Annotated in this window: 20 protein-coding genes and 2 pseudogenes; 8 read left to right on the top strand and 14 right to left on the bottom strand. The window is 54.4% G+C overall.

From position 1 onward, the window contains the following. Positions 1-419: 419 nt before the first annotated feature. The 7 genes from PLU01S_RS14205 to PLU01S_RS14170 all read right to left on the bottom strand — a co-directional run bounded on the left by PLU01S_RS14205 (position 420) and on the right by PLU01S_RS14170 (position 6,804). Positions 420-1,331 carry a LysR family transcriptional regulator gene (locus PLU01S_RS14205; RefSeq protein WP_074825988.1) on the bottom strand — a complete coding sequence of 304 codons (912 nt, stop codon included), beginning with the start codon at positions 1,329-1,331 and terminating at the stop codon, positions 420-422. Positions 1,332-1,412: 81 nt separating this feature from the next. Further along, positions 1,413-2,216, bottom strand: a complete 804-nt coding sequence (gene dkgB / locus PLU01S_RS14200; RefSeq protein WP_074825985.1) for a 2,5-didehydrogluconate reductase DkgB — start codon at positions 2,214-2,216, stop codon at positions 1,413-1,415. Next, positions 2,213-3,076: a DedA family protein gene (locus PLU01S_RS14195; protein WP_074825982.1), complete on the bottom strand. Its 864-nt coding sequence runs from the start codon at positions 3,074-3,076 to the stop codon at positions 2,213-2,215. The genes dkgB and PLU01S_RS14195 overlap by 4 nt, the downstream gene beginning before the upstream one ends. A 68-nt stretch (positions 3,077-3,144) precedes the next feature. After that, a complete protein-coding gene (locus PLU01S_RS14190) occupies positions 3,145-3,564 on the bottom strand; it encodes a DoxX family protein (protein ID WP_074826201.1) in 420 nt (139 codons plus the stop codon). 813 nt (positions 3,565-4,377) lie between these two features. Continuing rightward, positions 4,378-4,770, bottom strand: coding sequence for a hypothetical protein (locus tag PLU01S_RS14180; protein WP_074825976.1), 393 nt, complete (start codon positions 4,768-4,770; stop codon positions 4,378-4,380). 15 nt (positions 4,771-4,785) lie between these two features. Then, positions 4,786-6,090 (bottom strand): ATP-binding protein, encoded by a 1,305-nt coding sequence (locus PLU01S_RS14175; RefSeq protein WP_074825973.1) that lies wholly within the window; start codon positions 6,088-6,090, stop codon positions 4,786-4,788. Between the two features lie 12 nt (positions 6,091-6,102). Next, positions 6,103-6,804, bottom strand: coding sequence for a response regulator (locus PLU01S_RS14170; RefSeq protein ID WP_074826199.1), 702 nt, complete (start codon positions 6,802-6,804; stop codon positions 6,103-6,105). Positions 6,805-6,955: 151 nt separating this feature from the next. Here PLU01S_RS14170 and PLU01S_RS14165 point away from each other — a divergent pair, with 151 nt between their 5' ends. Genes PLU01S_RS14165 through PLU01S_RS14155 form a run of 3 tightly spaced genes read left to right on the top strand, consistent with a single transcriptional unit; the run spans position 6,956 to position 12,670 of the window. Next, complete coding sequence (locus PLU01S_RS14165; RefSeq protein WP_074825970.1) at positions 6,956-8,128, top strand: efflux RND transporter periplasmic adaptor subunit; 1,173 nt, start codon at positions 6,956-6,958, stop codon at positions 8,126-8,128. Next, on the top strand, positions 8,128-11,250 hold the full coding sequence (locus tag PLU01S_RS14160; RefSeq protein WP_074825966.1) for an efflux RND transporter permease subunit: 3,123 nt from the start codon (positions 8,128-8,130) through the stop codon (positions 11,248-11,250). The genes PLU01S_RS14165 and PLU01S_RS14160 overlap by 1 nt, the downstream gene beginning before the upstream one ends. After that, complete coding sequence (locus PLU01S_RS14155; protein WP_074825964.1) at positions 11,243-12,670, top strand: efflux transporter outer membrane subunit; 1,428 nt, start codon at positions 11,243-11,245, stop codon at positions 12,668-12,670. Before PLU01S_RS14160 ends, PLU01S_RS14155 begins: the two co-directional genes overlap by 8 nt. A gap of 440 nt (positions 12,671-13,110) precedes the next feature. On the opposite strand, the gene PLU01S_RS14150 is transcribed toward PLU01S_RS14155, so the two are convergent. Then, positions 13,111-13,833, bottom strand: a complete 723-nt coding sequence (locus tag PLU01S_RS14150) for a pirin family protein (RefSeq protein ID WP_074825962.1) — start codon at positions 13,831-13,833, stop codon at positions 13,111-13,113. 281 nt (positions 13,834-14,114) lie between these two features. Between PLU01S_RS14150 and fusA the strand changes: the two genes are divergently transcribed. Then, positions 14,115-16,214: an elongation factor G gene (gene fusA, locus PLU01S_RS14145; RefSeq protein WP_074825959.1), complete on the top strand. Its 2,100-nt coding sequence runs from the start codon at positions 14,115-14,117 to the stop codon at positions 16,212-16,214. Between the two features lie 226 nt (positions 16,215-16,440). Then, positions 16,441-17,016 (top strand): helix-turn-helix domain-containing protein, encoded by a 576-nt coding sequence (locus PLU01S_RS14140; protein ID WP_083397908.1) that lies wholly within the window; start codon positions 16,441-16,443, stop codon positions 17,014-17,016. A 24-nt stretch (positions 17,017-17,040) separates the two neighbouring features. On the opposite strand, the gene PLU01S_RS14135 is transcribed toward PLU01S_RS14140, so the two are convergent. Further along, positions 17,041-17,949, bottom strand: a complete 909-nt coding sequence (locus PLU01S_RS14135; RefSeq protein ID WP_233432162.1) for a LysR family transcriptional regulator — start codon at positions 17,947-17,949, stop codon at positions 17,041-17,043. A gap of 254 nt (positions 17,950-18,203) precedes the next feature. On the opposite strand from PLU01S_RS14135, the gene PLU01S_RS14130 reads away from it, so the two are divergent. Beyond that, the gene (locus PLU01S_RS14130; RefSeq protein WP_019366276.1) at positions 18,204-18,443 is read left to right on the top strand and encodes a TIGR02647 family protein; all 240 of its coding nucleotides are present in this window, start codon (positions 18,204-18,206) and stop codon (positions 18,441-18,443) included. Positions 18,444-18,569: 126 nt separating this feature from the next. On the opposite strand, the gene PLU01S_RS14125 is transcribed toward PLU01S_RS14130, so the two are convergent. From PLU01S_RS14125 to PLU01S_RS14110, 4 genes are all read right to left on the bottom strand, one after another. Then, entirely contained in the window at positions 18,570-19,346 is a 777-nt protein-coding gene (locus tag PLU01S_RS14125; RefSeq protein WP_074825956.1) for a WbqC family protein, read from the bottom strand. Between the two features lie 112 nt (positions 19,347-19,458). After that, the gene (locus PLU01S_RS14120) at positions 19,459-20,391 is read right to left on the bottom strand and encodes a glycosyltransferase (RefSeq protein WP_074825953.1); all 933 of its coding nucleotides are present in this window, start codon (positions 20,389-20,391) and stop codon (positions 19,459-19,461) included. 2 nt (positions 20,392-20,393) lie between these two features. After that, entirely contained in the window at positions 20,394-21,917 is a 1,524-nt protein-coding gene (locus tag PLU01S_RS14115; protein WP_376748346.1) for a lipopolysaccharide biosynthesis protein, read from the bottom strand. Further along, entirely contained in the window at positions 21,914-23,104 is a 1,191-nt protein-coding gene (locus PLU01S_RS14110; protein ID WP_074825946.1) for a DegT/DnrJ/EryC1/StrS family aminotransferase, read from the bottom strand. Before PLU01S_RS14110 ends, PLU01S_RS14115 begins: the two co-directional genes overlap by 4 nt. 604 nt (positions 23,105-23,708) lie before the next feature. On the opposite strand from PLU01S_RS14110, the gene PLU01S_RS14105 reads away from it, so the two are divergent. After that, the gene (locus PLU01S_RS14105) at positions 23,709-24,539 is read left to right on the top strand and encodes a formyltransferase family protein (protein ID WP_074825943.1); all 831 of its coding nucleotides are present in this window, start codon (positions 23,709-23,711) and stop codon (positions 24,537-24,539) included. Positions 24,540-24,895: 356 nt separating this feature from the next. After that, positions 24,896-25,475: pseudogene (moaB, locus tag PLU01S_RS14100) on the top strand (molybdenum cofactor biosynthesis protein B). 56 nt (positions 25,476-25,531) lie between these two features. On the opposite strand, the pseudogene PLU01S_RS14095 reads toward moaB, so the two are convergent. Next, a pseudogene (locus tag PLU01S_RS14095) lies at positions 25,532-26,199 on the bottom strand (Crp/Fnr family transcriptional regulator). Positions 26,200-26,301 lie beyond the last annotated feature (102 nt).

Below are 26,301 nucleotides of genomic sequence, written 5' to 3'. Positions count from 1 at the left end.
TTTCAAGAAAAGCGACGGGCAGGATGGAGCAGGACCCGCTTATTCGATGCGAGCGGGATATACGATCAAGTTCCTCGGAGGTCAGCCTGTAGGGCTGATGATCTATAAGGTTGCGTTTCAGGTAGTTCCGAGGGGCCGTTAAGTCGGAAGTGATAACGCTCTTTTCTTATCTTCGCGTCTGGTGCGGATGTGCGGTTGTTGCAAATGGACTCCACGCAAGGCACTACCCAATTGCCTGTATCCGCACGACTACTACCGGTCCCAAACCTTGAACAGAAAGCAGCCTGGGTGATGTTCTGGTCATTTGAATGCATGACGGGTGCCTCGTTCATCATCTTCAATGAGGCATACCTTAAAGAGTAGGGCAGAGTAAGAGAATCGGACTGCAGAGCAACGCAGCGTTGCGCCAGGGGCAATGGCTAGCTGATACGCAGGCTGGAAAGGCGCTCCTCGCAGAATTCGATAAAGGCACTGACCCGCCTTGAGCCGCGCCGATTGGGCAGATACAGCGCCGAAATGGCGGCACTGGCCTGATTCGGATTGACGTCATGATCCGGGAACAGTCGAGTCAGTCGGCCGCTCTCGATATCGGCTTGCACCAGCCAGTCGGCCAATAAGGTAATACCTCCATCTGCTAATGCGACCTCATGCAGGACCTCGGCATTATTACTGCGTAGGCGTCCTTTGATAGCTACCCGACGGGTTTCGCCTTGTTTGACGAATGTCCATGTCTGTGGGGTTTTGCTAAAGCTGAAGCGCAGACAGTCATGACGAGTCAGGTCTTCTGGCTGATCGGGACACCCGCGCCGTGAGAGATATACAGGACTGGCAACTACGTAACGCTGAAAGTAACCGAGCGAACGGCATATCAGCTCATCATGGGCGCCAGGTGAACCAAGCCGTATGGCCACATCGACCCGGTCGGCAAAGAGGTCTACAAGCGTGTCCGTCAGCTCCAGTTCCAAATCTACCTTGGGATAGCGTGCCAGAAAGGTAGCCAGGAAAGGGGCAAGATAAGCTCGGCCAAACGCCGTAGGGGCGGTGACCCTGAGCGGCCCGGCAGGCTCAGTACCCTGGTCGTGAACCTGGGCATCGGCTAACTCCAGATCTTCCAGAAGCTGTCTGGCCTTGATGTAATAGAGTGAGCCTGCCTCAGTCACGGTGACTTGACGCGTGGACCGGTTCAGCAATGTCGTTCCCAACTCCTGCTCGAGTGCATCCATGAGGCGTGTAACGGAGGAGGTAGCAACGTTCAGCGATCGCGCTGCGGCCGAAAAGCCTTTCGTATCGACAGTCTCTACGAACCAGCGCAGCGCCAGGAACTTGTCCATTGCAGGTTTCCATAAACGTAACTGAGAGACGGGCATCATAAAGCACCCGCCTTGGAACAGAAGGCGCTCGATAGGCTGATATCAATCCCAGGCCGGTGCAAGGCCTGGCGGGTTGGTCTGACGCAGTCCTCTGTCGAGGCCGGACAAGGCAGCCATATCCTTGGCCGCCAGGATGATGCCGTGAGCGGCAAAATTTTCTACCAGATGCTCCTTGTGCGTCGCGGTAACCACGGCGGAATGATCTTGCTGCAGTGTCCAGGCCAGAGCGACCTGTGCCGGAGTGATGGCCATGCGGTGTGCGATCTCCAGAACAACCGGGTCTGTTAACACCTTGCCTTTTGCCAGCGGAGAATAGGCTGTAACTGCAATTCCGTGTCGCTGCATCAGATCAACAGGCCCACGATTAGCCTGATAGGGGTTCAACTCGATCTGATTGGTAGCAATAGACTCAGCGCCAATCGACGCTATGGCCTGCCGCATCAGGGCGCGCGTGAAGTTGGCTACCCCAATGGATCGGACTAGCCCTGCGTCCTTCGCCTCGCGAAGAGCCGTCATATACTCGGCGAGAGGAACCAGGCCCTTCGGCGAAGGCCAATGAATCAGCGCCAGGTCTATATAGTCGATTTTCAAGCGGCTCAGGCTTTTGCGCAAGCTCGGGATCAAGCGATCACGGCTTAAGTTGTCGACCCAGAGCTTGACGGTTAAAAACAGCTGTTCCCGTATGACATCGCTTTGGGCAATGGCGCTGGTCACAGCTACCTCATGCCCGTCGACCTGCGCAATATCGATGGCGCGATAACCTACGTCCAATGCCATCCTCATGCATCGCGTGACAGCCGTTGGCGCCAGGTGAGACGTCGCCAGACTCACTGCGGGCAGCGTCATGAGGCCTCCGGCAGGGCGCCGCGGGTAGCAGACCCTTCATTCCAGGCGTCAGCATGAGTGGTGCACCACATCCGCTGAGCCACAGGTAGCTGTACGCTACGACACGCAGGTGAATAAGGAGACCGATTGAACCGTTGTAAAGACGGCAAGGCTGTAACGCTGGATGGGTGGGCTAAAGACGCCTCGACTGGGTGTTCTGCAAAAAGCTGATTAGCCGGCTGCGAACGATGAGTGATTGTTTGCTGATTGAAATGTCTTGTCTGACGCCGGATGGTATGGCGTTTTAGACGATGCGCCGCCAGCAGGGTTGCAGCAAGCAGCAGCCCAGCAGCAGCCAGACCGGTGAACAGGTATTCCTGAACCATGTCCAGCGCCAGAAACACCGAAGTCTGAAAGGTATGCCCCAACAGGAGTGCGGAACCGGCCCACAGTATTGATCCTAGGATGTCGTACAAGAAAAATTGAGCCAGCGACATTCTTTGCGCGCCTGCCATCAATGTGGCGACTGCTCCCATGCCGGGTACGAATTTGGACACCAGCAACCACCGTGCACCCCGTTCGGTGAAGCGAGCCGAGCAGGTACCGGCGTTCTTGCGGTGAGAGAAGGGTAGTTTTGCTAACCATGTGAGAATGCGCTCGCCATGATGGCGCCCTGCCCAGTACCAGGCGAGATCTGCCAGAACACAAGCCAGCGAAGCGAGAAACAGAAACTCGACCAGCCTCATGGGAGCGTCGGCAGAGGCGCCAGAAGCGACCAGAAGCGGATAGGAAGGTAACGGCGCGCCCAACTGCTCGGCGAAGACATTCACGAACAGCAACACGGCATTTCCAGTCAGCAAGGCGTTTATCACGGACGACATGGCAGCGAGTCTCTTTGATCGTGCAGGGCAAGGTAGTACGCCCGCTGGGGGCGTACCGTAGGTTCAGATCAGGCGAGGGCGAGGCGGCGCTTGGAGCGAACACCGTCCAGGCTGAGGGCGCCGCCGCCGAATGCAACGATCTGCAACAGGCCACCGGCGATTGCGATGTTCTTGAGAAAGTGGATCAGCTGGTTCTGGTCGGCAAGATTGTTGTGAAAGACCACAGCCGTCAGGATGGTGAAGCCTGCCATGATGGCTGCTACCCACCGTGTTCGGTACCCCACCAGCAACAGGCTGGCCAGGCCTATCTCAACGCCGATTGCACCCAGGTAGGCCAGGAGTGGAAAGGGCATGCCGGAGGCCCCGATGTAGCCCATGGTTGCCGCAGGCGCTGCCAACTTGCCGATACCGCTGAACAGAAACAGAGTACCTAGCAGCAGACGTCCAACAGTGGCGGTAAAGGCTTGAGAGGAGTTTAGGGTAGTCATGTTCAGTTCTTCCATTAAGGGTTCAAGGGCTTCGCCGAGGTGCCGAAGCGAGTATGGAAGAAAGCTTAATGTCGCCCATTTAAATGAGTAACTAGGTGAAAAATAAAAAATAGTAACATTTGGGTGGACAATAAAGCTCGAGAGCCTGCGTGTTGGTTAAAGCTGCCTGACCTCGGTTAATCAGTGTGCAGTGATAGGCACTCGAAAGCAGAGGAACGGCCTAAAAAGCACAATCAATAGCACATACGTTCCAAACACAGCACAACCGCTCAAGCTCCCGCGGCGCACTTCGACAAAAGTTGTCGTACATTCATTGCAGCTGGAGAGCTACCATGCCAAGCGCCATTGCTGACTCGGAAACGGCCTGATTGATCCCTTAAACCGTACGTTAGTCATGAACATTCCACATCTATGCCATCTTATTTTCAGGTTCGCATATTGGGTGGCTTTATTGGGAGTAACCTGCTGATCACCTTTGCATCGGCGCCTTTCATCATGCCAAGCGTGACGCGTTGGTTCGTGAGTTCTGTCGTTATCGCCACGCTTGGCTCGGTTTCTTACCGTAGGACCCAGGTAACGGTATCCATCGCTGGTTAAAGGGTCTGGCCTACCCGAGCCGCATATCCAGTTCAGACCTTCCACGGACTCTTACTGTTGTCACTGGGCATGCGCGGCCCTTGTATGGACTTTATATCCACTTGGTTTGGTTGTCGTGAGCATGCTCGGTGGGCGAATGTAGTCATCTATCCGCAAGCACAATAAGCCTAATAACCTTTGCATGCCTCCAAAACGCTAGTTGTGGAATTGGCATCATCAGGATCTTGAATGTCGGGCCTCGATTCCGCGAACAATGACGAAGGCAATCAACGCAACGACAAACACGACAAGATACATCCAGGCGATACTTTGTAATGTCTCAATCAGCGAGCGATAGATCTCGAGCGTCCAGCGTTCTGAATTAAGCACCAGTACTTGAGCATCCGTAGTAGGCGCGCTGATATAGCGCTCAAGGTCGTAGATTCGCACGCCACCTGAAATACCTACCACAAAGCTGGCGAACGTGATGTATCGATGCCAGGCGCTACTGACGTCATCCTTGATAATTCGGGCCAGGACAGCCTTGGTCGAATGGTAGAACAAGACGACGACTGTGGCGGAAGTGATTAATGCAACGACAAAGGTGGCGGCCAGTAGAGAAAAGAACATAGAGCCTCTCGGTTGCTACATCTGAAATGGCATGTCCAGGCGGAAACGTGCGCCGCCCAAGGGTGAGGTGTCTGCAGCTAATATCCCGTTTTGGGTCTCGATCGCTCTGCGGCTGATGGCAAGGCCAAGCCCGAAGCCGCCTGTTGTGCGGTCGCGGCTGCGGTCGAGCCGGTAAAAGGGCTCGAAGATCTTTTCATGCTCTGCCTCCGGGATGCCAATGCCGTCATCTTCAACTGTGATCTGATAACGATCCTGATCCAAAACACTTACGCTCAGGCGGATGCGGTGGTTACAGTAGCGAATGGCATTTCGGATCAGGTTCTGTAATGCTCTGGCTGTCAGACGAGGCTCCAGACTTACTCGCTGTTTCTCCATCGCCATGTCCACCTCCAAGAGGATTCCACGCTGCTCCAGTTCTTCAGCGAACCCTCCAACGATGCTATCGATAAACTCACCCAGATTGAGTTCGACCCGCTCCAACTGAGCGGCCACGCTGTGCAGCCGACTGTAAGACAACAGCTCCAGTACCAGTTCGTCCAGCTCGCGAACGTGACGGGTCATGTCCAGTAGGCGGGTACGAGAGGCTTCTGGAATATCTTCGGACAACGCCAGGGCCAGGCCGAAGTCGAGCCGGGAAAGCGGAGTGCGAAGTTCATGGGATACTGCATTGAGCAGCTCCTGCTGCTGATTGAGCAGGCGCTCGATATCGGTGGCCATCGAGTCGAATACATGGCCCAGCTCGGCAATGTTGGACCGTGAGGAGAGGTGAGTTCGGGCAGACAGGTTTCCCCTGCCCAATGCCGAGGCGGTACGCCTCAGCGATTCCAGATCCCGCCAATGAGGACGTAGCCAGAGCAGCAGACAGGCCAGAAGCGCTGCGCCTGTCAGGACGTTCATGGCCCAGAACAGCAGGTTGATATCCAGCGGAAGGGGGGGACTGGACTCTTCTATGAAATGCTCATTGTCCAGCGGAGCCAGGACCGTATCAGGCAGGCCATACTCACCAAGGCGTATGACCATAAGTCCCTGCTCAAGCTGCTCACGCTCATCCGGGCTCAATCGAGCATTCGCCATTTCTCGAAGACTGACCTCAAGCGGTGCAAAAGAGGTTTTGAGTTCCTTTTCCAACTGATCCCATTCTGTTTTGGGGCGCTCCAGGAATCGTTGCTGGATCAAGGCCATCTGACCTCTGAACTGATCCAGATTCCATGCAACGTAACGATCTTCAGATAATGAAACGACAAGTTTGGGTACTGCATAGTTGGCGAGGCTGAAGGTAACCAGCACCACCAGATATAAACGGATCAGAACCTTCAGCATGACCGGTGCATCCTAGTCTTCCCACTCGGAGCGGCTGAAGAGATAGCCCTTGCCCCAAACTGTTTTGATCTTGCGTGCTTCGCCAGAGGTATCTTCGAATTTGCGGCGCAACTTCGAGATGGCGACATCAATGGAGCGATCGATACCGTTAAACTCGATACCACGTACCTGTTGCAAGAGCTGGTCTCGACTCTGTACTTCACCGGCATGACGAGCCAGGGCTACCAGAAGATCGAATTTGCCTGATGACAGCTCGATCGGCTGGTCCCGCCACTGAACAACCCGTTCGGTTAAATCGATTTCCAGACGACCAAAGGTGACACGCGAAGCATCCTTGCGAACTGTTTCCGGCTGGCTGCGCCGGAGCAGCGTACGAATCCTGGCCAATAGCACCCGCGGTTCACAGGGTTTGGTGACGTAGTCATCCGCCCCCAACTCGAGACCGACCACTTGATCATGACTATCATCGCGGGCGGTGAGCATGAGAATAGGAAGGCCGGCATGATCTGCGCGGAGCTGGCGGCACACCTGCAAGCCATCAAGCCCCGGCAGCATAAGATCCAGGATGACCAGATCCGGGTATCTTTTCCGGACATGCGCTTGAACCTCGTCGCCCCGGGACAGTATGGAAACCGCGAAGGCATGACGTGTCAGGTAGGTGGCAATCAGTTCAGCCAGGGCGGTATCGTCTTCGACCAACAGGATGGTAGGCATAGCAGGACACGCTGAAGGGTTTGAAAGAGCATAAACAAACCCGACAGCTTCTGTAGCGGTCATTACACTTTTTCACAAATGCCCTACAAGCTTTTACAAAGCCGACAGGGCAGGGCTTTTAGCATGGCGCTGTTCCTGAAGGATGCACACCATGATGCCGCCCGTTAAGTTTTCCCTACGTTCCCTTTGCCTACTGATGTTACTAGCGCTGACAGGATGTGACCGCCCAGCGCCCTCTGCACAGCAAGCACCCGATACGTCTGTCATCGTCGAGACGATCAAACCTCAGCCGCTCAGCTTGGTGACTGAACTCAATGGCCGTTTGGTAGCGCCCCGTGTGGCGGAAGTCAGAGCCCGCGTAGCAGGCGTTCTGCTGCAACGGGTTTACCGTGAGGGAAGCCAGGTCAAGCAAGGCGACGTATTGTTTCGGATTGACCCCGCGCCGCTGCAGGCGGACGTCGACAGCGCCGTGGCAGGCCTGAAAAAAGCCCAGGCCAATCGCTATCAGGCCCATTTGCAGGCCGAGCGTTATTCTGCATTGATCAAGACTCACGCCGTCAGCCAGCAGGACTTCGAAAATGCGCACGCTGCCTTTTTGCAGGCAGAAGCCGAAGTGTCTGCTGCACAGGCCACGCTCAAACGCGCCCGGCTCAATCTGGGGTATGCCACTGTCACAGCACCTATCTCCGGGCGCATCGGCAAGGCGTTGGTCACGGAAGGCGCGTTGGTAGGACAGGATAGCGCCACACCTCTGGCTATTATTCAGCAGCTCGAGCCTATTTATGCCGATGTGACTCAATCCACCCGACAGATCAACGCGTTGCGCCGTGCGCTGCGGGAGGGCCAGTTACAAACCGTAGGGGAGGACCAGGCCGCCGTAACGCTCGTACAGGATGACGGTACAGCGTACCCAATAGCCGGAAAACTGTTGTTCTCGGACCTTACAGTGGATCAAAGTACCGGGCAGATCACCCTGCGTAGCCAGTTTCCCAATCCGCAGGCTGACTTGCTGCCCGGCAGCTTTGTTCGAGTGCGCCTTGAGCAGGCCAGGAACGAGCGAGGTATCAGTGTTCCGCAGCGGGCCGTTCAGCGCGACTCGGCAGGGCAGGCTAATGTTTTGCTGGTCAATGCTCAGAATCAGGTTGAGGAACGGACGGTCCGTCTTGGCGGTGCCCAGAATGATCGCTGGATCATCGACGAAGGACTGCATGAAGGTGACCGCGTAATCGTTGCAGGCCTGCAATACGTCAGGCCGGGGATGTCTGTCCAGGCAGAAGAGGCAGGAATTACAACCGATGCACCTGCCGACAAGGAAGCCCGATAATGCCAGACTTCTTTATCAGGCGCCCGGTATTTGCCTGGGTCGTCGCCCTGTTCATTCTGCTGGCGGGTGTGCTGGCCATTCCCAATCTTCCGGTGGCGCAGTATCCCAATGTTGCGCCCCCCCAGATCGAGATTACCGCAACCTACCCGGGCGCCACGCCGCAAACCCTGGATGAGAGTGTTGTCAGTCTGATCGAGCAGCAGCTTAACGGGGTCAATCACCTGCTCTATTTCTCCTCCAGCAGCAGCCAGGGAATGGCGACGCTTACGGTTACGTTTAAACCAGGCACTGATCCGGAGCTAGGCAAGGTCGATATACAGAACCGTTTGAAAACGATCGAGTCCAGACTGCCTCGAGCGGTTACGCAGCAAGGTCTGGAGATCGAAGAGGTCTCGGCCGGGTTTCTGATGCTGATCACATTGACGTCTACCGATGGACGCCTGGATGAAACCGGCCTGAGCGACTACATGGCGCGTAACGTCGTTAATGAGCTCAAGCGTATTGAAGGGGTGGGCAAGGCCCAGCTGTTTGGTGCCGAGCGCGCCATGCGAATATGGATTGATCCGCAAAAACTGGTGGCTTTCAACCTGACGCCGGCCGATGTTAGCCAGGCGATCAGCGATCAGAATGTGCAAGTGCCCGCCGGTAGTATCGGCGACTTGCCTACCCGCAGCACGCAGGAAATTACCGCAGCCGTACAGGTGAAAGGGCAGCTGTCTACACCTGAGGAATTCTCGGCCATCGTACTCAAAGCCAACGCCGACGGATCGACGGTTACCGTAGGTGATGTCGCACGGGTCGAAGTGGACAGCCAAAGCTATCAGTTCGGGACTCGCCTCAATGGCAAGCCGACCACCGCTGTGGCTATCCAGCTAGCGCCAGGCGGTAATGCGATGAGCACGGCTACCGTGGTCAAAGCCAAGATGGAAGAGCTGTCACACTACTTCCCGGCCGGTGTGAACTACGACATTCCTTACGATACGTCGCCGTTCGTCAAGGTCTCGATCGAAAAGGTGGTTCATACCTTGATCGAAGCCATGGTGCTGGTCTTTGCCGTCATGTTTCTGTTTCTGCAAAACCTCCGTTATACCCTGATACCCGCACTGGTGGTTCCTGTGGCCTTGATGGGGACATTTGCCTGCATGTTGGCCCTAGGATTTTCCATCAACGTGCTCACCATGTTTGGCATGGTATTGGCGATCGGTATCCTGGTGGACGACGCTATCGTTGTCGTTGAGAACGTCGAGCGAATCATGGCGAGCGAAGGCCTGACGCCTCGGGATGCCACGCGAAAAGCTATGACAGAAATTACCGGTGCGATTATCGGAATCACGCTGGTGCTGACGGCGGTGTTCATCCCGATGGCATTCATGCCGGGCTCGGTCGGAATCATTTACCAGCAGTTCTCTGTCTCGATGGCGGTTTCGATTCTATTGTCGGCGTTTCTGGCGCTGAGCTTGACACCTGCGCTGTGCGCAACGCTACTCAAGCCGATACCGCACGGTGTACATCACGAGAAGAAAGGATTTTTTGGATGGTTCAACCGACGGTTTGATCATACCGCGGACGGCTACCAGCGTTGGGTCGCCAATGCCATACGCCGTACAGGTCGTTACATGCTGGTCTACGGTGTGCTGCTTGCAGGGCTCATGCTGCTCTTTACTCGCCTGCCGTCTTCGTTTCTGCCTATCGAGGATCAGGGCTTTACCATTACCGATATCCAGCTGCCGCCCGGAGCCAGCCAGAACCGCACGATTGAAATCGCACGGCAGATCGAAGCGCACAATGCTACGGAACCTGGCGTAGCCAATACCACCATGGTGCTGGGCTTCAGCTTTTCCGGCAGCGGGCAGAATGCAGCTCTGGCATTTACCACATTAAAGGATTGGGCCGAACGCCGTGTCGAAGATTCGGCCGACGCCATTGCCGAGCGTGCCAATATGGCATTTGCTGGACTGCAGGATGCCATTGCCTATTCGCTCAGCCCACCGCCAATCGAAGGGCTTGGGACTTCCAGCGGCTTTGAGCTACGTCTACAGGACAGAAGCGGAAAAGGATACGAGGCTTTGCAGAAGGCGCGGGATACATTGCTGTCTGCCGCTGCAAAAAGCGCCCTACTGGCAAACGTACGAGAGACCGCGCTGGCCGAAGCGCCACAGGTAGAGGTCAAAGTCGATCGGCTCCAGGCGAGCGCTCTGGGTGTCTCGTTCGCCGATATCAGCAACCTGCTTTCGACTGCCATGGGTTCGGCCTACGTGAATGATTTCCCCAACCTGGGCCGCATGCAGCAGGTCATTGTTCAGGCCGAGGCCGATTCCCGCCTTCAGGCAGAGGATATCCTCAAGCTTGAGGTGCGTAACGCGTCCGGCAAGATGGTGCCCCTGGCTGCCTTTTGCGAAGTAACGTGGACCACGGGACCGGCGCAGCTGACCCGCTACAACGGCTATCCCGCGGTCAGCCTTTCGGGTGAGCCTTCGGCGGGACACAGTACAGGCGAAGCCATGGATGAAATCCAGCGTCTGGTCGATCAGCTGCCTCAGGGATTTGGTCTGGAATGGACAGGGCTTTCGCTTCAGGAGAAGACCTCCGGCGCACAAGCTCCCTTGTTGCTGGGACTGTCCTTGTTGATTGTCTTTTTGGTTCTGGCCGCGCTTTACGAGAGTTGGTCGATTCCAACAGCCGTTCTGCTGGTCGTACCACTGGGCATCCTGGGTGCCGTAGTCGCAGTCGTCCTGCAAGGCATGCCAAACGATGTGTTCTTCAAGGTTGGGCTCATCACCATCATTGGACTGTCGGCAAAAAATGCGATTCTGATCATCGAGTTTGCCAAGAGTCTTCATGACCAGGGCCATAGCCTATTCCAGGCCACCGTCGAGGCAGCACGTCTGCGTCTGCGTCCGATCGTAATGACCTCGCTTGCATTTATCCTGGGTGTGGTTCCCCTGGCTATTGCGACGGGTGCCAGCTCCGCCAGTCAACAGGCCATTGGCACAAGCGTGATCGGTGGCATGCTGACTGCTACCTTCGCGGTTGTCTTTGTTCCGGTGTTTTTTGTGAGCGTCATGCATTGGGTCTCTCGCCTTACCCGCTCGCAAGCCAGAGGAGGGCAGCGCCATGAGTAAGTTGCCTGTTCTTCTGCTGGCCGGCCTGCTGGGTGCCTGCTCTTTGGCGCCTACCTACGAGCAGCCCCCTGCACCCATACCAGCGGACTATCCGGTGGTATCAGCCCCGGTGAACCCAGCTGAAACGGTTCCGGACTGGCAGGCATTGTTTACAGATCCGCGCCTGCGTCGGCTTATCGAGATTGGGCTGAATCAGAACCGTGACCTGCGTATGGCAGTGCTTCGCGTTGAAGAGGCGCGGGCGCAATACAGAATCCAGCGGGCGGACCTGTTGCCGAATGTGAGCGTAAGCGGCTCGGCAACCCGTCAGCACTCCCCAGCGCTCGGGCTGGAAAACACCGGTGGGCTACCGGCTCAGGCCGTAAGCAGTGGAAGCCAGGTCACCAACCTGTATACCGTAGGGGTAGGGCTGAGCACGTACGAAGTAGACCTATTTGGCCGTGTCCGCAATCTTCGAGATGCAGCGTTGGGTGAATATCTGGCGTTGCAGCAGACGCGACGTTCGGTTGAGCTATCACTGATCGCTGAAATCGCTACGGCCTATACCAACCAGCGTGCCCTGAGCGAGAGAATAGCCATAACCCGGCAGGCCTATGAGAGCCGTCAGCAGAGTCTGGAATTGATTCATCAACGTTTCGACTATGGGATTGGTTCTGAACTGGATATCGCTCAGGCCCAGACACTGCTAGAGACAACTGCCAGTGATCTTGCTGCACTGGAGCGTAGTATAAGACAGGCGGACAATGCGATGGCCCTCCTGCTCGGTCAGCCATTGCCTCATGATCTGCCTCCCGCCCTTTCGCTGGAAAGGCAAGGGTTGGACAAGCCCTTACCCACCGGGCTTCCAGCAGATCTGCTGACCCGCCGACCGGATATACAGGCTGCCGAAGCCCGGCTGAAAGCCAATTACGCCACTATCGGAGCTGCGCGCGCCGCGTTCTTTCCAAGCATCAGTCTTACGGGCAATACTGGTTTTAGCAGCGCAGAACTTTCAGACCTGTTCAACGGCGGTAATCGCTCATGGAGTTTTACGCCTCAGATCAACCTGCCAATTTTCACAGGCGGTCGTAACCGCGCACAGCTTGAGGTCGCGACACTGCGCAAAGAGATCAGTGTGGCGGAATATGAAAAATCCATACAGACCGCTTTCAAAGAGGTGTCCGATGAGCTGGTTGCGCGTCAACCACTTCAGCGTCAGCTCGACGCTCAAAAGCGGCTTCGTGATAGCGCTGCCCGAGGCCTTGTCCTTGCACAGCAACGGTATCAGCAGGGGCTCGATGAGTACCTGACGCAACTGGATAGTCAGCGCACGCTGTATCAGGCTGAAAATACCCTCATAGACGCCAGGCTTCAGCTGGCCTTGTCACAGATCAATCTGTTCAAGAGCCTTGGCGGAGGTTGGAGCCGAGACCGTCCTTAATTAAGGTTATGCATGTCTTCTGATGCTCCTTTGGATGGAAGACATGCCCTCAGGCGCCTACGTGGCGCCTTTTTTATAGGCCAGACCATCGGCTGAATCGATCGGGTCTCCTGTCGTGCAGCAACAGTAGTATCCATCGCTGGAGTCCTATTACGGACGAGGCGATATGGATCTTGTAAATGTGAGGGCTCGTACTGTTGAGGGATCAGAGTGACTACGCGTGGAGAAAAGAAAAAGCGCGTTGAAACTATGGCTGCGATCCTCTCTTCGACGCGTTCTTTTCTTCCAGGAGCAGCGGGATGAAGTGGAAGTGGGTATCTGTCGCTCCGTTATTCATCCCATGACGGAAGCATTTATGTCTAGGCGGGGCGTAAACACTGTGTTTACGGTTAGCGACAGCGGAGGCTGATAGGGCCTCGACTACTCGAGGCCCTCGTCAATCATGGCATCATGGGCAGCTCATTGGGGCGCAGGTCAAAAACGATGACCTCGGCCTGCTTGCCCTTGGCTAGCGTAAGCACCTGCTCGTTACGCACACGCACACCGTCTCCCTCCGTCAATGTCTGGCCATTGAGCTCGATCTGCCCCTGGGCGACATGCACATAGGCGTAGCGATCTGGCCCCAGGTTCAGTGTTGCCTGCTCTTCACCATCGAACAAACCCGCATAGACCCGAGCATCCTGACGGATTTCCAGCGAGCCCTGCTCACCTGTAGGTGAAAGGATCAGGCGCAACTGACCACGTTTGCTATCCGCGCTGAAGTGCGTTTGCTGGTAGCGAGGCTCAGCACCTCGAGCGTTGGGCACAATCCAGATCTGCAAAAAGTGTACGGGATCGCTCTGAGAGTGGTTGTATTCACTGTGGGCTACTCCCGTCCCGGCGCTCATGAGCTGCACGTCGCCCGGACGAATGACGGACCCTGTACCCAGGGTATCCTTGTGCTCAAGCGCACCTTCCAGTACATAGGAGAAAATCTCCATGTCCCGATGGGGATGAGTGCCAAACCCTCGCCCCTGAGCGACACGGTCATCATTGATGACCAACAGATCCGAAAACCCTTGTTCTTGTGGGTTGCGGTAATTGGCAAAGGAAAAGGTGTGGAAAGACTTGAGCCAGCCATGGTTGGCAAATCCACGTTCGGTTGCTTTGCGAAGGGCTAACATATTCGGTCTCCTGGTCAATCAACAGTATGTTGTTACCTGTATCGGTATGCGACCAAGAGTAAAGCGATCAAGTGGGGTGATAAACCACTTGAAATGCGTAAAAAAGTCTCCATCTGGTTGACAGTAAGACGAGTCTGCTCAATTAGACAGGCTCCCTTTAGCGATACGCACAAACGTTCAATACAAGCCTCGTAAGTCAGTCTATTGTTATTGCAACCCGGGCGGATATCCGTATCGCCTGTCTGCCGGCTGACCCATGCTGGTTTCTAGGAGAATCTTCTATGGCCCGAACGACCTCTATCGACCGCTATCGCAACATCGGCATCGTCGCTCACGTGGATGCTGGTAAAACCACCACAACCGAGCGAATCCTTTTCTATACTGGCGTGAACCATAAAATGGGCGAGGTGCATGACGGCGCCGCGACCATGGACTGGATGGTGCAGGAGCAGGAGCGCGGCATCACCATTACGTCCGCGGCGACTACTGCATTCTGGTCTGGCTCGACCAAGCAGTTCGACAAATACCGGATCAACATCATCGATACGCCTGGACACGTGGACTTCACCATTGAGGTGGAGCGCTCGCTGCGGGTACTCGATGGCGCGGTCGTGGTGTTCAGCGGTGCGGATGGTGTAGAACCTCAATCCGAGACGGTCTGGCGTCAGGCAGACAAATACCATGTGCCTCGTATTGCGTATGTGAACAAGATGGACCGTGCGGGAGCGGACTTCCTGCGCGTCGTTGACCAGATCAAGAAACGCCTGGGTCATACTCCAGTTCCGATTCAGCTGCCGATTGGCCGTGAAGAGAACTTTGTCGGCCAGATCGATCTGCTGAAGATGAAGGCCATCTACTGGAATGATGATGATCAGGGGATGACCTATCGTGAAGAGGACATTCCTGCCAAGCTGCAGGCTGAGGCCGAGGAGTGGCGCGAGCGCATGGTCGAAGCTGCTGCCGAAGCCAATGAAGACTTCATGAGCAAATACCTGGAAGGGGAGCCCCTGACCAACGATGAAATCCGCACGGGTCTGCGGCTGAGGACACTGGCGGGTGAAGTCGTTCCGGCTGTATGTGGCTCATCCTTCAAGAACAAGGGTGTACCCTTGGTACTCGATGCGGTCATCGATTACCTGCCGTCACCTACCGAGATTCCCGCCATCAAAGGCGTGCATCCTGACGATGCCGAGCGGACTGACGAACGCCATGCCGACGATAACGAGCCTTTCTCGGCACTGGCGTTCAAGATCGCCACGGATCCCTTCGTGGGCACCCTGACTTTTGCACGGGTGTATTCGGGCGTGCTTTCATCAGGTGACTCAGTGCTCAACTCGGTAAAAGGCAAGAAGGAGCGCGTCGGCCGTATGGTGCAGATGCACGCCAACACCCGGGAAGAGATCAAGGAGGTGCGTGCAGGCGACATTGCAGCCTTGATCGGTATGAAGGATGTGACGACCGGCGACACTCTGTGTTCGGTTGAAAAGCCGATCATCCTGGAACGTATGGATTTCCCCGAGCCGGTGATTTCGGTAGCGGTTGAGCCCAAGACCAAGGCTGACCAAGAAAAGATGGGGATTGCCCTGGGCAAACTGGCCCAGGAAGACCCCTCTTTCCGCGTCAAGACGGACGAGGAAACCGGGCAGACCATCATCTCTGGGATGGGCGAGTTGCACCTCGATATCCTCATCGACCGCATGCGGCGTGAATTCAACGTCGAAGCGAATATTGGTAAACCTCAGGTGGCCTATCGCGAGACCATACGCAACACCTGCGAAATCGAAGGCAAGTTTGTTCGCCAGTCGGGTGGTCGTGGGCAGTTCGGTCATTGCTGGATTCGATTTGCACCCATTGATGAAGGCGAGGAGGGTCTAGTGTTTACCAGTGAGGTCGTGGGTGGCGTGATTCCCAAGGAATATATCCCGGCCATTCAAAAGGGTATCGAAGAGCAGATGAAGAATGGTGTGCTTGCCGGATATCCCTTGCTAGGTCTCAAGGCCACGGTCTTCGACGGCTCTTACCATGATGTGGACTCCAACGAGATGGCATTCAAGATTGCCGCCTCGATGGCAACCAAGCAGTTGTCCCAGAAAGGGGGCGCGGTACTGCTCGAGCCCATCATGAAGGTCGAGGTGGTGACACCTGAAGACTATATGGGTGATGTAATGGGAGACCTCAACCGTCGGCGTGGCCTGATTCAAGGCATGGAAGATACCCTTTCCGGCAAGGTGGTTCGGGCCGAGGTTCCGCTGGGCGAGATGTTTGGCTACGCGACTGATGTACGTTCGATGTCACAGGGTCGTGCCAGCTACTCGATGGAATTCTCGCGCTATGCAGAGGCACCCAGAAATATTGTCGACGCGTTGATTAAGAAATCTTAAGGATCGGTTCAGATCTTTTCCAAGCACCGCTAGTACTTTTAGGCCGACTCCCTCTGGGGAGCCGGCCTTTTTCGTTTCGCCTGAGATAAAGGCGTTGCGATCACATGTTAATCATTGATGACAAGCAGGTATTTTCGTTTAAGAACGCTTCAACTTCAGACAAGGACCTTAAGGGTGCCTAAAGCCAATACTGGACTCCAACCTTACTGCTTCAAGGAGTGTTGGAATGGCCTCGCTGGATTTCATCTCATCGAACCACTTATCTGCAGCTACGGCTGAAGAACCTGAGTCAAGCGTTACCAACGCTGCACAGGTATTTGTGCGACGCCTGCTCGAAACGCTGGATAACGTTCAAGATATGGCGGGTCCGATCAGTCGTACCTTGATAGATGAACTACAGGCTCACCTTTTGCCAGAGACTGTACAGGTGACTCTACCGAGTGAGGATCGGATTGCCTTGTCTCGTTGGCAGGAACAGCTGGCCAAGCGTCTGATGATGGAACAACTGGACGATGGGCTGTCAGTGTCCGGGATCGCCAGTGCCTGCTCGTTGTCAAGAAGCCATTTTTCCCGAGCCTTCAAGAAAAACACAGGCGTTTCGCCACGTGACTGGTATCAGCAGTTACGAATTGCCAAGGCCAAGCGGATGCTTCTAAACACGTGTTTGCCGATAAGCCAGATCGGTGCGGAATGTGGTTTTTCAGATCAATCACACTTCACCCGTGTATTCACAAAGACGGTAGGATGCACACCGCTCAACTGGCGTCGCTCGGGAGACCAGCAGGTCATGCGGCAAGCCTGAGGGTTTCGCGGACTATGGGCATACCTACACCGCCAGATGGTCCTTGAGAAAGGTGGCGAATGTCTGCACGGCTCTGGATGATTGACGATGCTGAGGATAGACCGCATAAAAGGCTGAAGTGGGTGGCTGGTGCGCCTGCAGGACCGGCTGTAAACGCCCATCGTTGAGCGCATCACTGACAATGAAAACCGGCAGATAGGCAATGCCAAGACCGGCTACCGCCGCGTCCCGGACAACTTCACCATTATTGGTGCGCAGCTTGCCTTTCACGGGTACGCATACGAGCTGGCCCTGGGTTTGAAATTTCCACTCTACACTTTTCACGTGCCCGTAGAGCAAACATTCATGGTGACGCAAGTCATCTGGCGTTTCGGGGGTTGAGTGGCGCTCCAGGTACGCCGGGCTTGCGCAGGCCGTCATTGGAATGTCCATCAGACGCTTGGCGATAAGTGTAGAATCCTCCAGTATCCCGCCACGGATCGCCATGTCATATCCCTCAGCCACCAGGTCTACTGATCGGTCATTGAGATCCAGCTCCAGACTGATCAACGGGTTTTCCTGCATGAACCTGGGCAACAGCGGGCTGACATGCAGCGTACCAAATGTCATTGGGGCCGAAACACGTAAAGTTCCGCGAACGTTCACGCCCTGGCTGGATACTAACTCCTGCGTTTCGTTGACTTCATCCAGAATCCGAACGGCCCGTTCGTAGAGGGTCATACCCAGGTCGGTAGGTTTCAGGCTACGTGTCGTCCGGTTGAGCAGGCGTACACCAAGTTCTTCTTCCAGCGCCATGGTTCTTCGGCTGACGTACTGTTTGGAAAGCCCCAGTTTTTCTGCCGCAGCGGTAAAGCTCTGCTCGTTGATCGTAGTTACAAACAGCCTTAAATCCTCGAATTGCATGGCCTGAGTCTCTTCCTGGTTGACAGTCATTCCTAGTGTACTGGCTTTTTCCAGATCTGGATGACTATTAGGCTCCTTCCTGTCATTAAACGTGAGGGAAGCGCATCATGAACACCTTTTTGCATAGTGCGGTTTACGTTATGGCTTCAGCGCTGGTGTTGTATATGGCCATAAGCGGATAACGGCACACCGCATGTGATTTAAAGTGAAACATTTTCTCAGGCAGGCTTTTTGAAGCAGGGCAGCTAGACTCAGAAAGAGGGTTACTTAAATAAGGACACGCTATGCCGTATACCCAAGAACTCATCGAAGAAATGAACCTTCTGGCTCGATATGACCTCAGCAACAGTCTGGCCGGTTTAAAGGTGCACCACGACGCCACGCAAGAAGTCCTGGCCGCTATCAAGCGACTTCATGAAAAGGGCCTGATCAGTCAAGTCGACGGTGGTTATCTGACAGGCTTGGGAAGGGATGCAGCAGAACACGCTCAGGTATTGTTGACGATCTTGAACCCAACGGCGTGAGGACTGCAAAAAAGTCTTTCGTTACAGGGTAGTCTGAGTAAATCGTTATGATGGCAGGCTGCGGTATCGTATTGAAAACACAGTAGCCTGCCTGTTGATACTGATACACCCGTCAAGTGATCGCGTCTATATGACGGCATACTCAGGCTGGATTGTATCAACCTCAACCTGTAAGTCCGACTGTGCCACGCCCTCTATCAACGTATAGCGAGTAAGCAGTTCTTTTACAGACTCCGCTGAATTGAACATCAGCACGTCGATAATGGAAAGGGATGGGACAAACTCAGCGGTAAGCTGAGGATAGGTCACTTCATCCATCTTGATGAAGCGCAATTGCAGCCCATGATCGGCGAAATAGTCAGGACAGTAGAGTGGGACACCGCCGATTGAGTTGAGGTAGCGGGTGCCTTCCAGCTGCTGAACGATCCGAATGATGCGGTCCTGCTTATCCATCGCCCGGGTATCCGCCAGTTCTGAAAGCATCAGGATGGGCGTCTCGATTTTCATATACTGGCACAGGGCTCGAATCGAGTTTTCGGTGAACCGCGCAAGGTTACGATCCGGATTAGCAAAGATGCTTTTGAGCAGCGCCAGGACTTCTGTTTTATAGGGAGCTTTCTTGTAGGTGTGCTCAAGCATGGTAAGCAGTGCGTCTGCTTCCTGGTCGAACGTCTCTGACAGCCAGCGCTCATTGATAGCGGCCCGGCGACTGCCCTTACGCAGCGGAAAGGTAATCAGCTTGGGCTGACCATCGTGAGTTAATACCCGGTTGCGGTTCATCCAGGAGCCTTTGACGAACTGCAGGTCATCGACCAGTACAAAGACGTCACTGGCGGCGATCAGCTGAAAGTAGCCCAGGTAGGGAAACAGATAGGGCTGCATCATTGAAATCGTTTTAAGCATGGTGCTTCTCCTTGCACGGCATGACGGGAATCAGGTAGGCGTACGTTCGCGTGAGCGTTCTTGAGGCCAGAAGCTGCACCGCAGCGCAGCAATACCGCTGAGGAAAGCCTGATCATTTTCGAATGACCGAAGGAATGATGTTGGTGAAGGGTTTGAATAGAACCTTGCGGACCAATTGCAGGAAGGCCTGAATGCGGTTGCGGTGGGTCATTACAATCAGAGACTGGCTGAATACCTGGGTCATGAAATATTCATACAGGTCTTGCTGGCCGATGCGCTGGTAGTAGCGGGCCAGGCTGTAGTAGGCGTGCAGGCTCATGGCGGTGCGGTGCTTTTGCGGACGCATCGACAAGACACCATTCTTGTGCACACGGTAGGCAGCCGGACGGATTTCTTTCATGTACTTGCCTTTGCCGTGAGCGCCCAGCAATGACCACCAGCACATGTCCTCCATACGCACACCGTGCAGCTCGGGCGGAAGGGCCTTGATCACGTTGCGAAAGCAGACGGTGAGCGTAGAAAAGTACCGAGCCCGCAGCAGTTCCTGCTGACTTGCATCGCGCCGATGCAGTCCGGCCAGTTGAACGTTCCGGATGATGCCCTGCTCGTTGAACATATAGGCGTCGTGAAACGCCATCACATAATCTTCGTGGCGCTCAAGAAAGTCGACCTGCAGCTGTAGCTTGTGCGGGTCCGTCCAAAAATCATCACCTTCGCAAATGGCAATATAAGGGGTGTCCAGCGAGGCAAAGATTTTAGTAATGAACGGAACCCCCAGGCTGTATTGGTTCTGCTGCTGGTAGATAGGCTTGATGATGGAGGGATAGCGTGCGGCATATTCCTGGATGATGGTTTGTGTTCCATCCGTCGAAGCGTCGTCATGCACGATGACCTCGAAGGGAAACCGCGTCTCCTGAATCAGGAAGCCCTCCAGCGTTTCTCGGATGAACGCCGCTTGGTTGAAGGTCAGGCAGACAACACTGACCAGCGGTTTCTCATCAGCACCCCAGTGCTCCCTGATGACCTGTTCGGTTCTTGCTTCCATGATTAAACGCTCGGGGTTTGATCCAAAAGATACGGTTTTGAAAATACGGCTTTGGCAGACACAAACACCAGCAGCAGACAGAGCAGTCCTCGTCCCGCCAGACCTATAAAGGTCTCGATCCGTTGGCTGCCATCCAGGGCTGGCAGCAGCCAGTCGCCTGCCGCCAGGCCGAGGGCGGTCATGCCGGCTATACGCAAGAGGTCCGACAACCAAAGGAAGCTAAGGCCCGGTGAATACCGCTCATGAACGATATGAGGCCAGATGACCAAGGAGGCAAGGCTGACCGCAAACCAGACCCCGGCAGCTCCTAGCGCGCCATGGGTCAAAATGGCGTAAGCCATGAGCGGCACGCTGATAGCCGTTGAGCAGATACCAAACCAGACATGCATCCGCAGTTGGCCATGGGCATATTGCAGATAGAATTGAAACCCGCTCATGGCCAGTAACGCGCTGCCAAGAACGTACCAGACCAAGACAGGACCGCTCCAGAGCGCGGCCTCGGCGTTGCCTGTCCAGGCATGGAGAAGCGCTTGTCCATGGAAGGCGATCACACCCGCCATGGGAAACAGCACACTGCAAAACAGACGTGATACGTTCAGGTATAACGCCCGCATCTCAGTCATTCGGCCTTCCGCTGTCAGCATGGTCAGGCGTGGCAACAACGTTTGTACAAGGGGGTTGGTCAGCGACAGAATGCCGGTCGCGATCAGGGCAACCAACGAGAAATAGCCGTATTCCTGCAACGTAAGCGCTTTGGAAAGCAGCACTTTGTCCAACTGGGTTTGCAGCATCCACAGTACGGTGCTGGACGACATACCCAGGGCAAACGGTAAAACAGGCTTGACCAGCCGCCAGTGAAATCCGGTCAGGCGACGAGGGCGGGGCATCAGATCATAGGCTCGGTGAGCAAAGGACAACGTTTCCAGCAGCCCTACGAGTGTCTGATAGAGAAAGAAGTGGAGGGGCTGTGCACTGACATAGGTAATAAACAACAGCGCGCCAAAATACCGGAGCGTTGCAAAAAAGACATTGATGCCGTTGAGCCAATGATGCTGCTCCATGCCTTGAATACCGCTCTTGTAGAGCGTGGCGTAAAGCTTCAGCACTATCATCAGCCCCATTAGGCTAATGCACTGCCCAATCATTACAGGATCGAGCTGGCTCGCCTGCAGCCACCCATGGGCTATGGCATTACTGCCCATATGAATAGCTAGGCCGGTCAGCACGGCTATCGGCAGGATAAGCAGCTCGAACGAGCGCAGCAGACGGCTGGAGGTGTATCGGCTGTGTTGCTGAGTGCCCCGAAAATGAGCGATCTGACGGGCAAGCGCGGGCGATAGTCCCGCATCCAACAGATAAAGCCACGCCTGCATGGCCGTAAAAAAACCGATCAGGCCATAGGCTTCGGCACCCATATGCCTGAGATAGAACGGCATGATCAGGATGCCGGCCAGCATTACATAGATCTGACCCAGGTAACTGAGCCCGGTGTTCTTGAGCATAAAACGTTTTAGGGAAGTGCTCACAGGGTGAACTTCTTGCACATGTTGGACAGAGGCAGGGCACTCATGGTGTTGAAAGTAAAGGCATCCTGGTAAGGCCCGGACGTCTCGCGCTGCGAGCGTACAAGTTGTCTGGCCTCGACTTCTCTGAGCACCGTTTCGATAACCGTGCGCTGCGACTCCCAGGTAAGTCCAGGAAAGATCGGCAGACAGAGCACGCGTTTACTCAAGCCTCTGGAAATCCATTGAGGCTGCTGCGGCTGAAGGTATTCAACGGTATCGAGAGAAGGGTAGAAGTAGCGGCGTGGATTGATCTGCCTTTCGTTAAGCTGACCTGCCACTCTGAGCAGCTCGCTTTCTTCCTGCAGAGCGATTGGAAAATAGCTGTAGTTACGTTCGCTACCCGGCTGCTGATGCTGAAGATCCAGATAGCCTGCCAAGGCTAATTCATACCGATGACCGATTTCAGCCCGCTCCTCTAGGATCAGATCAATATCGTCAAGAACACAGAGCCCCATTGCGGCAGAGAATTCGTTGAGCTTGGCGTTAATACCCGGACCACTCAATCGATTGCCTTCGGAGAAACCAAAGTTGGCAAGTTCACGGGCACGTTGAGCCAAATCATCATCATTGGTGACGATGGCGCCTCCTTCGATGGTATGGAAAACCTTGGTAGCGTGAAAACTCAAGGTACAGATATCGCCCCAGTTGGCAATCGATTCTCCCTTATAGCGAACGCCAAAGGCATGAGCGCCGTCGTAGATGGTTTTCAGACCGTTACGGTCAGCGATTGCCTGGATGCGCTCCACATCGCACGGATTACCGAATACATGGGTTGCAACGATGGCTGAAGTGTCCTTTTGCAGCCTGGCTTCGATCTGGCTGGGATCAAGGTTCCAGGTAACAGGATCGATATCTGAGAAAACCGGACGAATATGCTCCCATTGCAGTGTGCTACTGGTTGCAATGAAGCTGAACGGTGTTGTGATTGCGCTACCTTGAATACCCAAAGCACGGTAAGCGATCTGAAGAGCCAGGGTACCGTTGCTTGTAAGCACGATATTCCGTACGCCTAGATACTCTTTCAGACGCTGCTCAAGCTGACGAGTAAGAGGACCATGATTGGTAAAACAGCCTGAAGCATATATCTGATCTATATAAGACTGGAGTTTGACTTTGTTGCCAGGGAAAGGCTGCGTAACATTGATCATTTTGTTCCTCGTCCAATGAGCAGTTAAACCTTTAAAACGGGATTGATTACTATTTATAGATTTCTCAATGTCGCCTATCTATACGGATGGTCCCAAGCAAAAGCAGCATCCCATTACAGCGGTAGCCTGAATCGTGTCTTTTTGTGAAACACGTAATAGGAATAGCCTGAGATTAATTAAGTTCAAATGGCTGGTAAGAATATTTGGTTATTATTTTGCGTAAGTGGCTCAGGGACGGTTATATAAAGCTTTTTACATACAGGTTTATTTACAGGCTTGCATTCAGGCTTACGTTCGCCTGTAGGCCTGTGTTGGCGGCGTATGTAAGATTCGGCGCTGGGAACAAGTAGAGTGTTGAAGCAGAGCGGTATTGAGCTTTTGATGCTTCGAGCATAGGAGGAAAACAAAAAAAGATACATTCTTTGATTATGAGAAATGGCTTGAAAATATTCCGGGTGAAAAAAGTTAAACGTCCGTCTTAATATATAAATAATTAATCCTTTTATTATTCAGGTATTAATGCCTTTACAGCGCTTGTTGTATATCGGTACAGTCACTTGTTTTAAACTGCCAGCATATGGGCATGGCGATCAGGCAAGTACTTATGACGTATAAGATGGTTTTTTTGGGCAGTAATGCCGCTGTTCTAGATTATTTTTGTTGCAGTCAAGATTTTGAGGTTGTGGGTGTCATTTGCGAAAGTCAGCTTTTGAATGACGACCTTTTAACCTGTACCGTTCTAAGAAATATTCCACTCAGCGTAGCTTCTTCCCATAAGGACATCGAAACGGCCCTGGCAGGTGTTAATGACATTGACTTCTGCGTCATTTGTTATTTCAGTCGGATCATCAAGCCCAATCTGTTAAGCAGGTTCACCTTCTTCAATATTCACACGAGCTACCTGCCAACCTATAAGGGAAAGCACCCACTCTTTCATGCCATCGCGGCGGGAGAGAAGGAGATCGGTATATCGCTGCACAAGGTTACGGTGGCCGTTGATGAAGGCGCGATCATCTCCAGAGAAAAGGTCGCTTTTTATTATTGGATGAGCGAAAAGGATCTGTTACAGGCACTCTTTGCGAAGACGCCTGTGCTTATGGGTGACCTTGTCCGTTATCTGAACGGTGAGTTGGAGCCCGTTCAAAACAGCGAGGGCTCTTACTATCCGCCCTTCGCGGCAGCCTCCATCGTCATCAACGAAAGCATGCCTGCGTCAGACATCCTTAATCTCGCAAGAAGTCAGGCATGCTACGCCGGTGTCCGTCTGGCGTACGGCAGTCAGTGGTTCAGGATTCGAACAATTACGGTTTCCCAGATGAGTTGCTTGGGTGATCATGAAGTTTTCGGGCGTCTGCTCATAAACGGGCAGCAACCTATCGGCATGCAGATCGATCACACCTACTGTCTTAAATTCGCAGATGTCACTGCCGAATAGCAGCTGTTGCACATGCCTGCATCGGGCCGCCTATAGTGGCTGCCGGCGGCCTGTTCTCCAGTGGTGTAGGCGGATTTCATAACCCTGCTCATCTAGTAGCTGAAGTCATGGCGGCTCCGCTCTGAAGGATCAACTGGGCAAATGCGCTTATCGTTTGAACCGTATTCTCTGGCTACCACTCAGCCTGCCATACCGCTGAAACCTTACCATTGCCAATGGCCAAGGTTTCTCTTTCGTTAACGGAGCAACCGGGTAGTCATGCGACATCAGAACGCAGAGTGATACCTCCAATGAGGGATAGGCGCACCAAGACGTGAGGCTCAGGCTTTCTTCATGATTCTGATGAGGAATACACCATGGGCCATCTTGCACATACCCGATTCCAACCACTCCAGATTGCCGTACTGACCATCAGCGATACGCGTACGTTAGAGACTGATGTCTCCGGAGAGGTGTTGGTGACTGAATTACTGGACGCGGTCACGGCCTTGTGAATCGTGCTTTGGTCAAAGATGACATCTGGCAGATACGAGCACGTGTTTCGCACTGGATTGCGGATGCCGATGTTCAAGTGATTCTGCTTACCGGCGGTACCGGTTTTACCGAGCGAGACAATACTCCGCAGGCCGTTTCGCCTCTGCTGGACAAAACCGTAGAAGGTTTTGGCGAACTGTTCAGGCAGGTGTCTTTTGATGAGATTGGCACCTCGACCCTTCAGTCCCGTGCATTGGCTGGCTTCAGTAACGGTACTTTGATCTGTTGTCTTCCGGGTCGCCCAATGCCTGCCGTACCGGATGGCAGAAGCTGCTCAGGGCTCAGCTGGACAGCCGTACCCAGCCCTGCAACTTAAAAACAGGTCAGGTCATGCATACACGCTGTGTGAAAGTAGGGCGGTGTAAGCGACGGATCGTTTCCATAAAGCCTGCGGCACTTTAATGAGAGCTTCCTGGTGATGGTGGTGATGCGCTGTCCGGTGCATCGCCATCGGGAATTCACTCGCAATAATGCAGCAGACTCGGCCTGTCCATTATTTGAATGGTGCGTTGCTGCATGGTAATGAGCCCGGTACCAATCAGCTTGTGAAGAATGCGGGAAAAGGTCTCAGGCTGTATGCCTAGCTGCGAGGCCACCAGCCGTTTGGATACCCGGCGTTCGACCGTGCCCTGGTCCGCCTCCTGCTGTTGACACAGAAAGCGGGCACTGCATTGGCACGCGTCAGGGTATCGATTTCTACGAGCCGCTGGTGCAGGCAGGCGCTGAAACTGGCGAGTAAACTCAGACAGATTCCAGGGTGCTCTTGCAGCAACGTTCTGTAATGCGTGCCTGCAAGGCTGACGAGCGTGCTAGCCCTCGACGTGCTGGCCGTCACCGGATACTGCTGCACGCCGCTGAACAACAGGGCCTCTGCAAAACTGTTACCCGGCTGGATCACTTCGACCAGCCTTTCCTGACCTTCATCCAACAGGCGGGTCAGTGTTACCTGGCCCTCGATCAGAACATAGAAGCGGTTCGCCGGCTCGCCTTGTCGAAACAGCACCTGTTGGCGGCTAAGGTGGCGAATTTGAGCCTGGGCGCAAACCGCTTTGAAGGCCGCCTCCGGTAGGAGCTCAAGCAGGGCATGCCGGCGTAGCGTGGCATGGATAGTTGCATCGTTGAGCATGGCTCACCTCCTGATGACCATCATAGGTAAGCCGCTCCTTACAGCCTATGCCTCCAAGGCGTTACCTCCAACGAGGCTGGCTGATGCACTTGTACAAAAAGG

This window comes from Pseudomonas luteola NBRC 103146, assembly GCF_002091675.1.
Lineage (GTDB): Bacteria > Pseudomonadota > Gammaproteobacteria > Pseudomonadales > Pseudomonadaceae > Chryseomonas > Chryseomonas luteola.
This window is presented reverse-complemented; position numbering and strand designations above follow the sequence as displayed.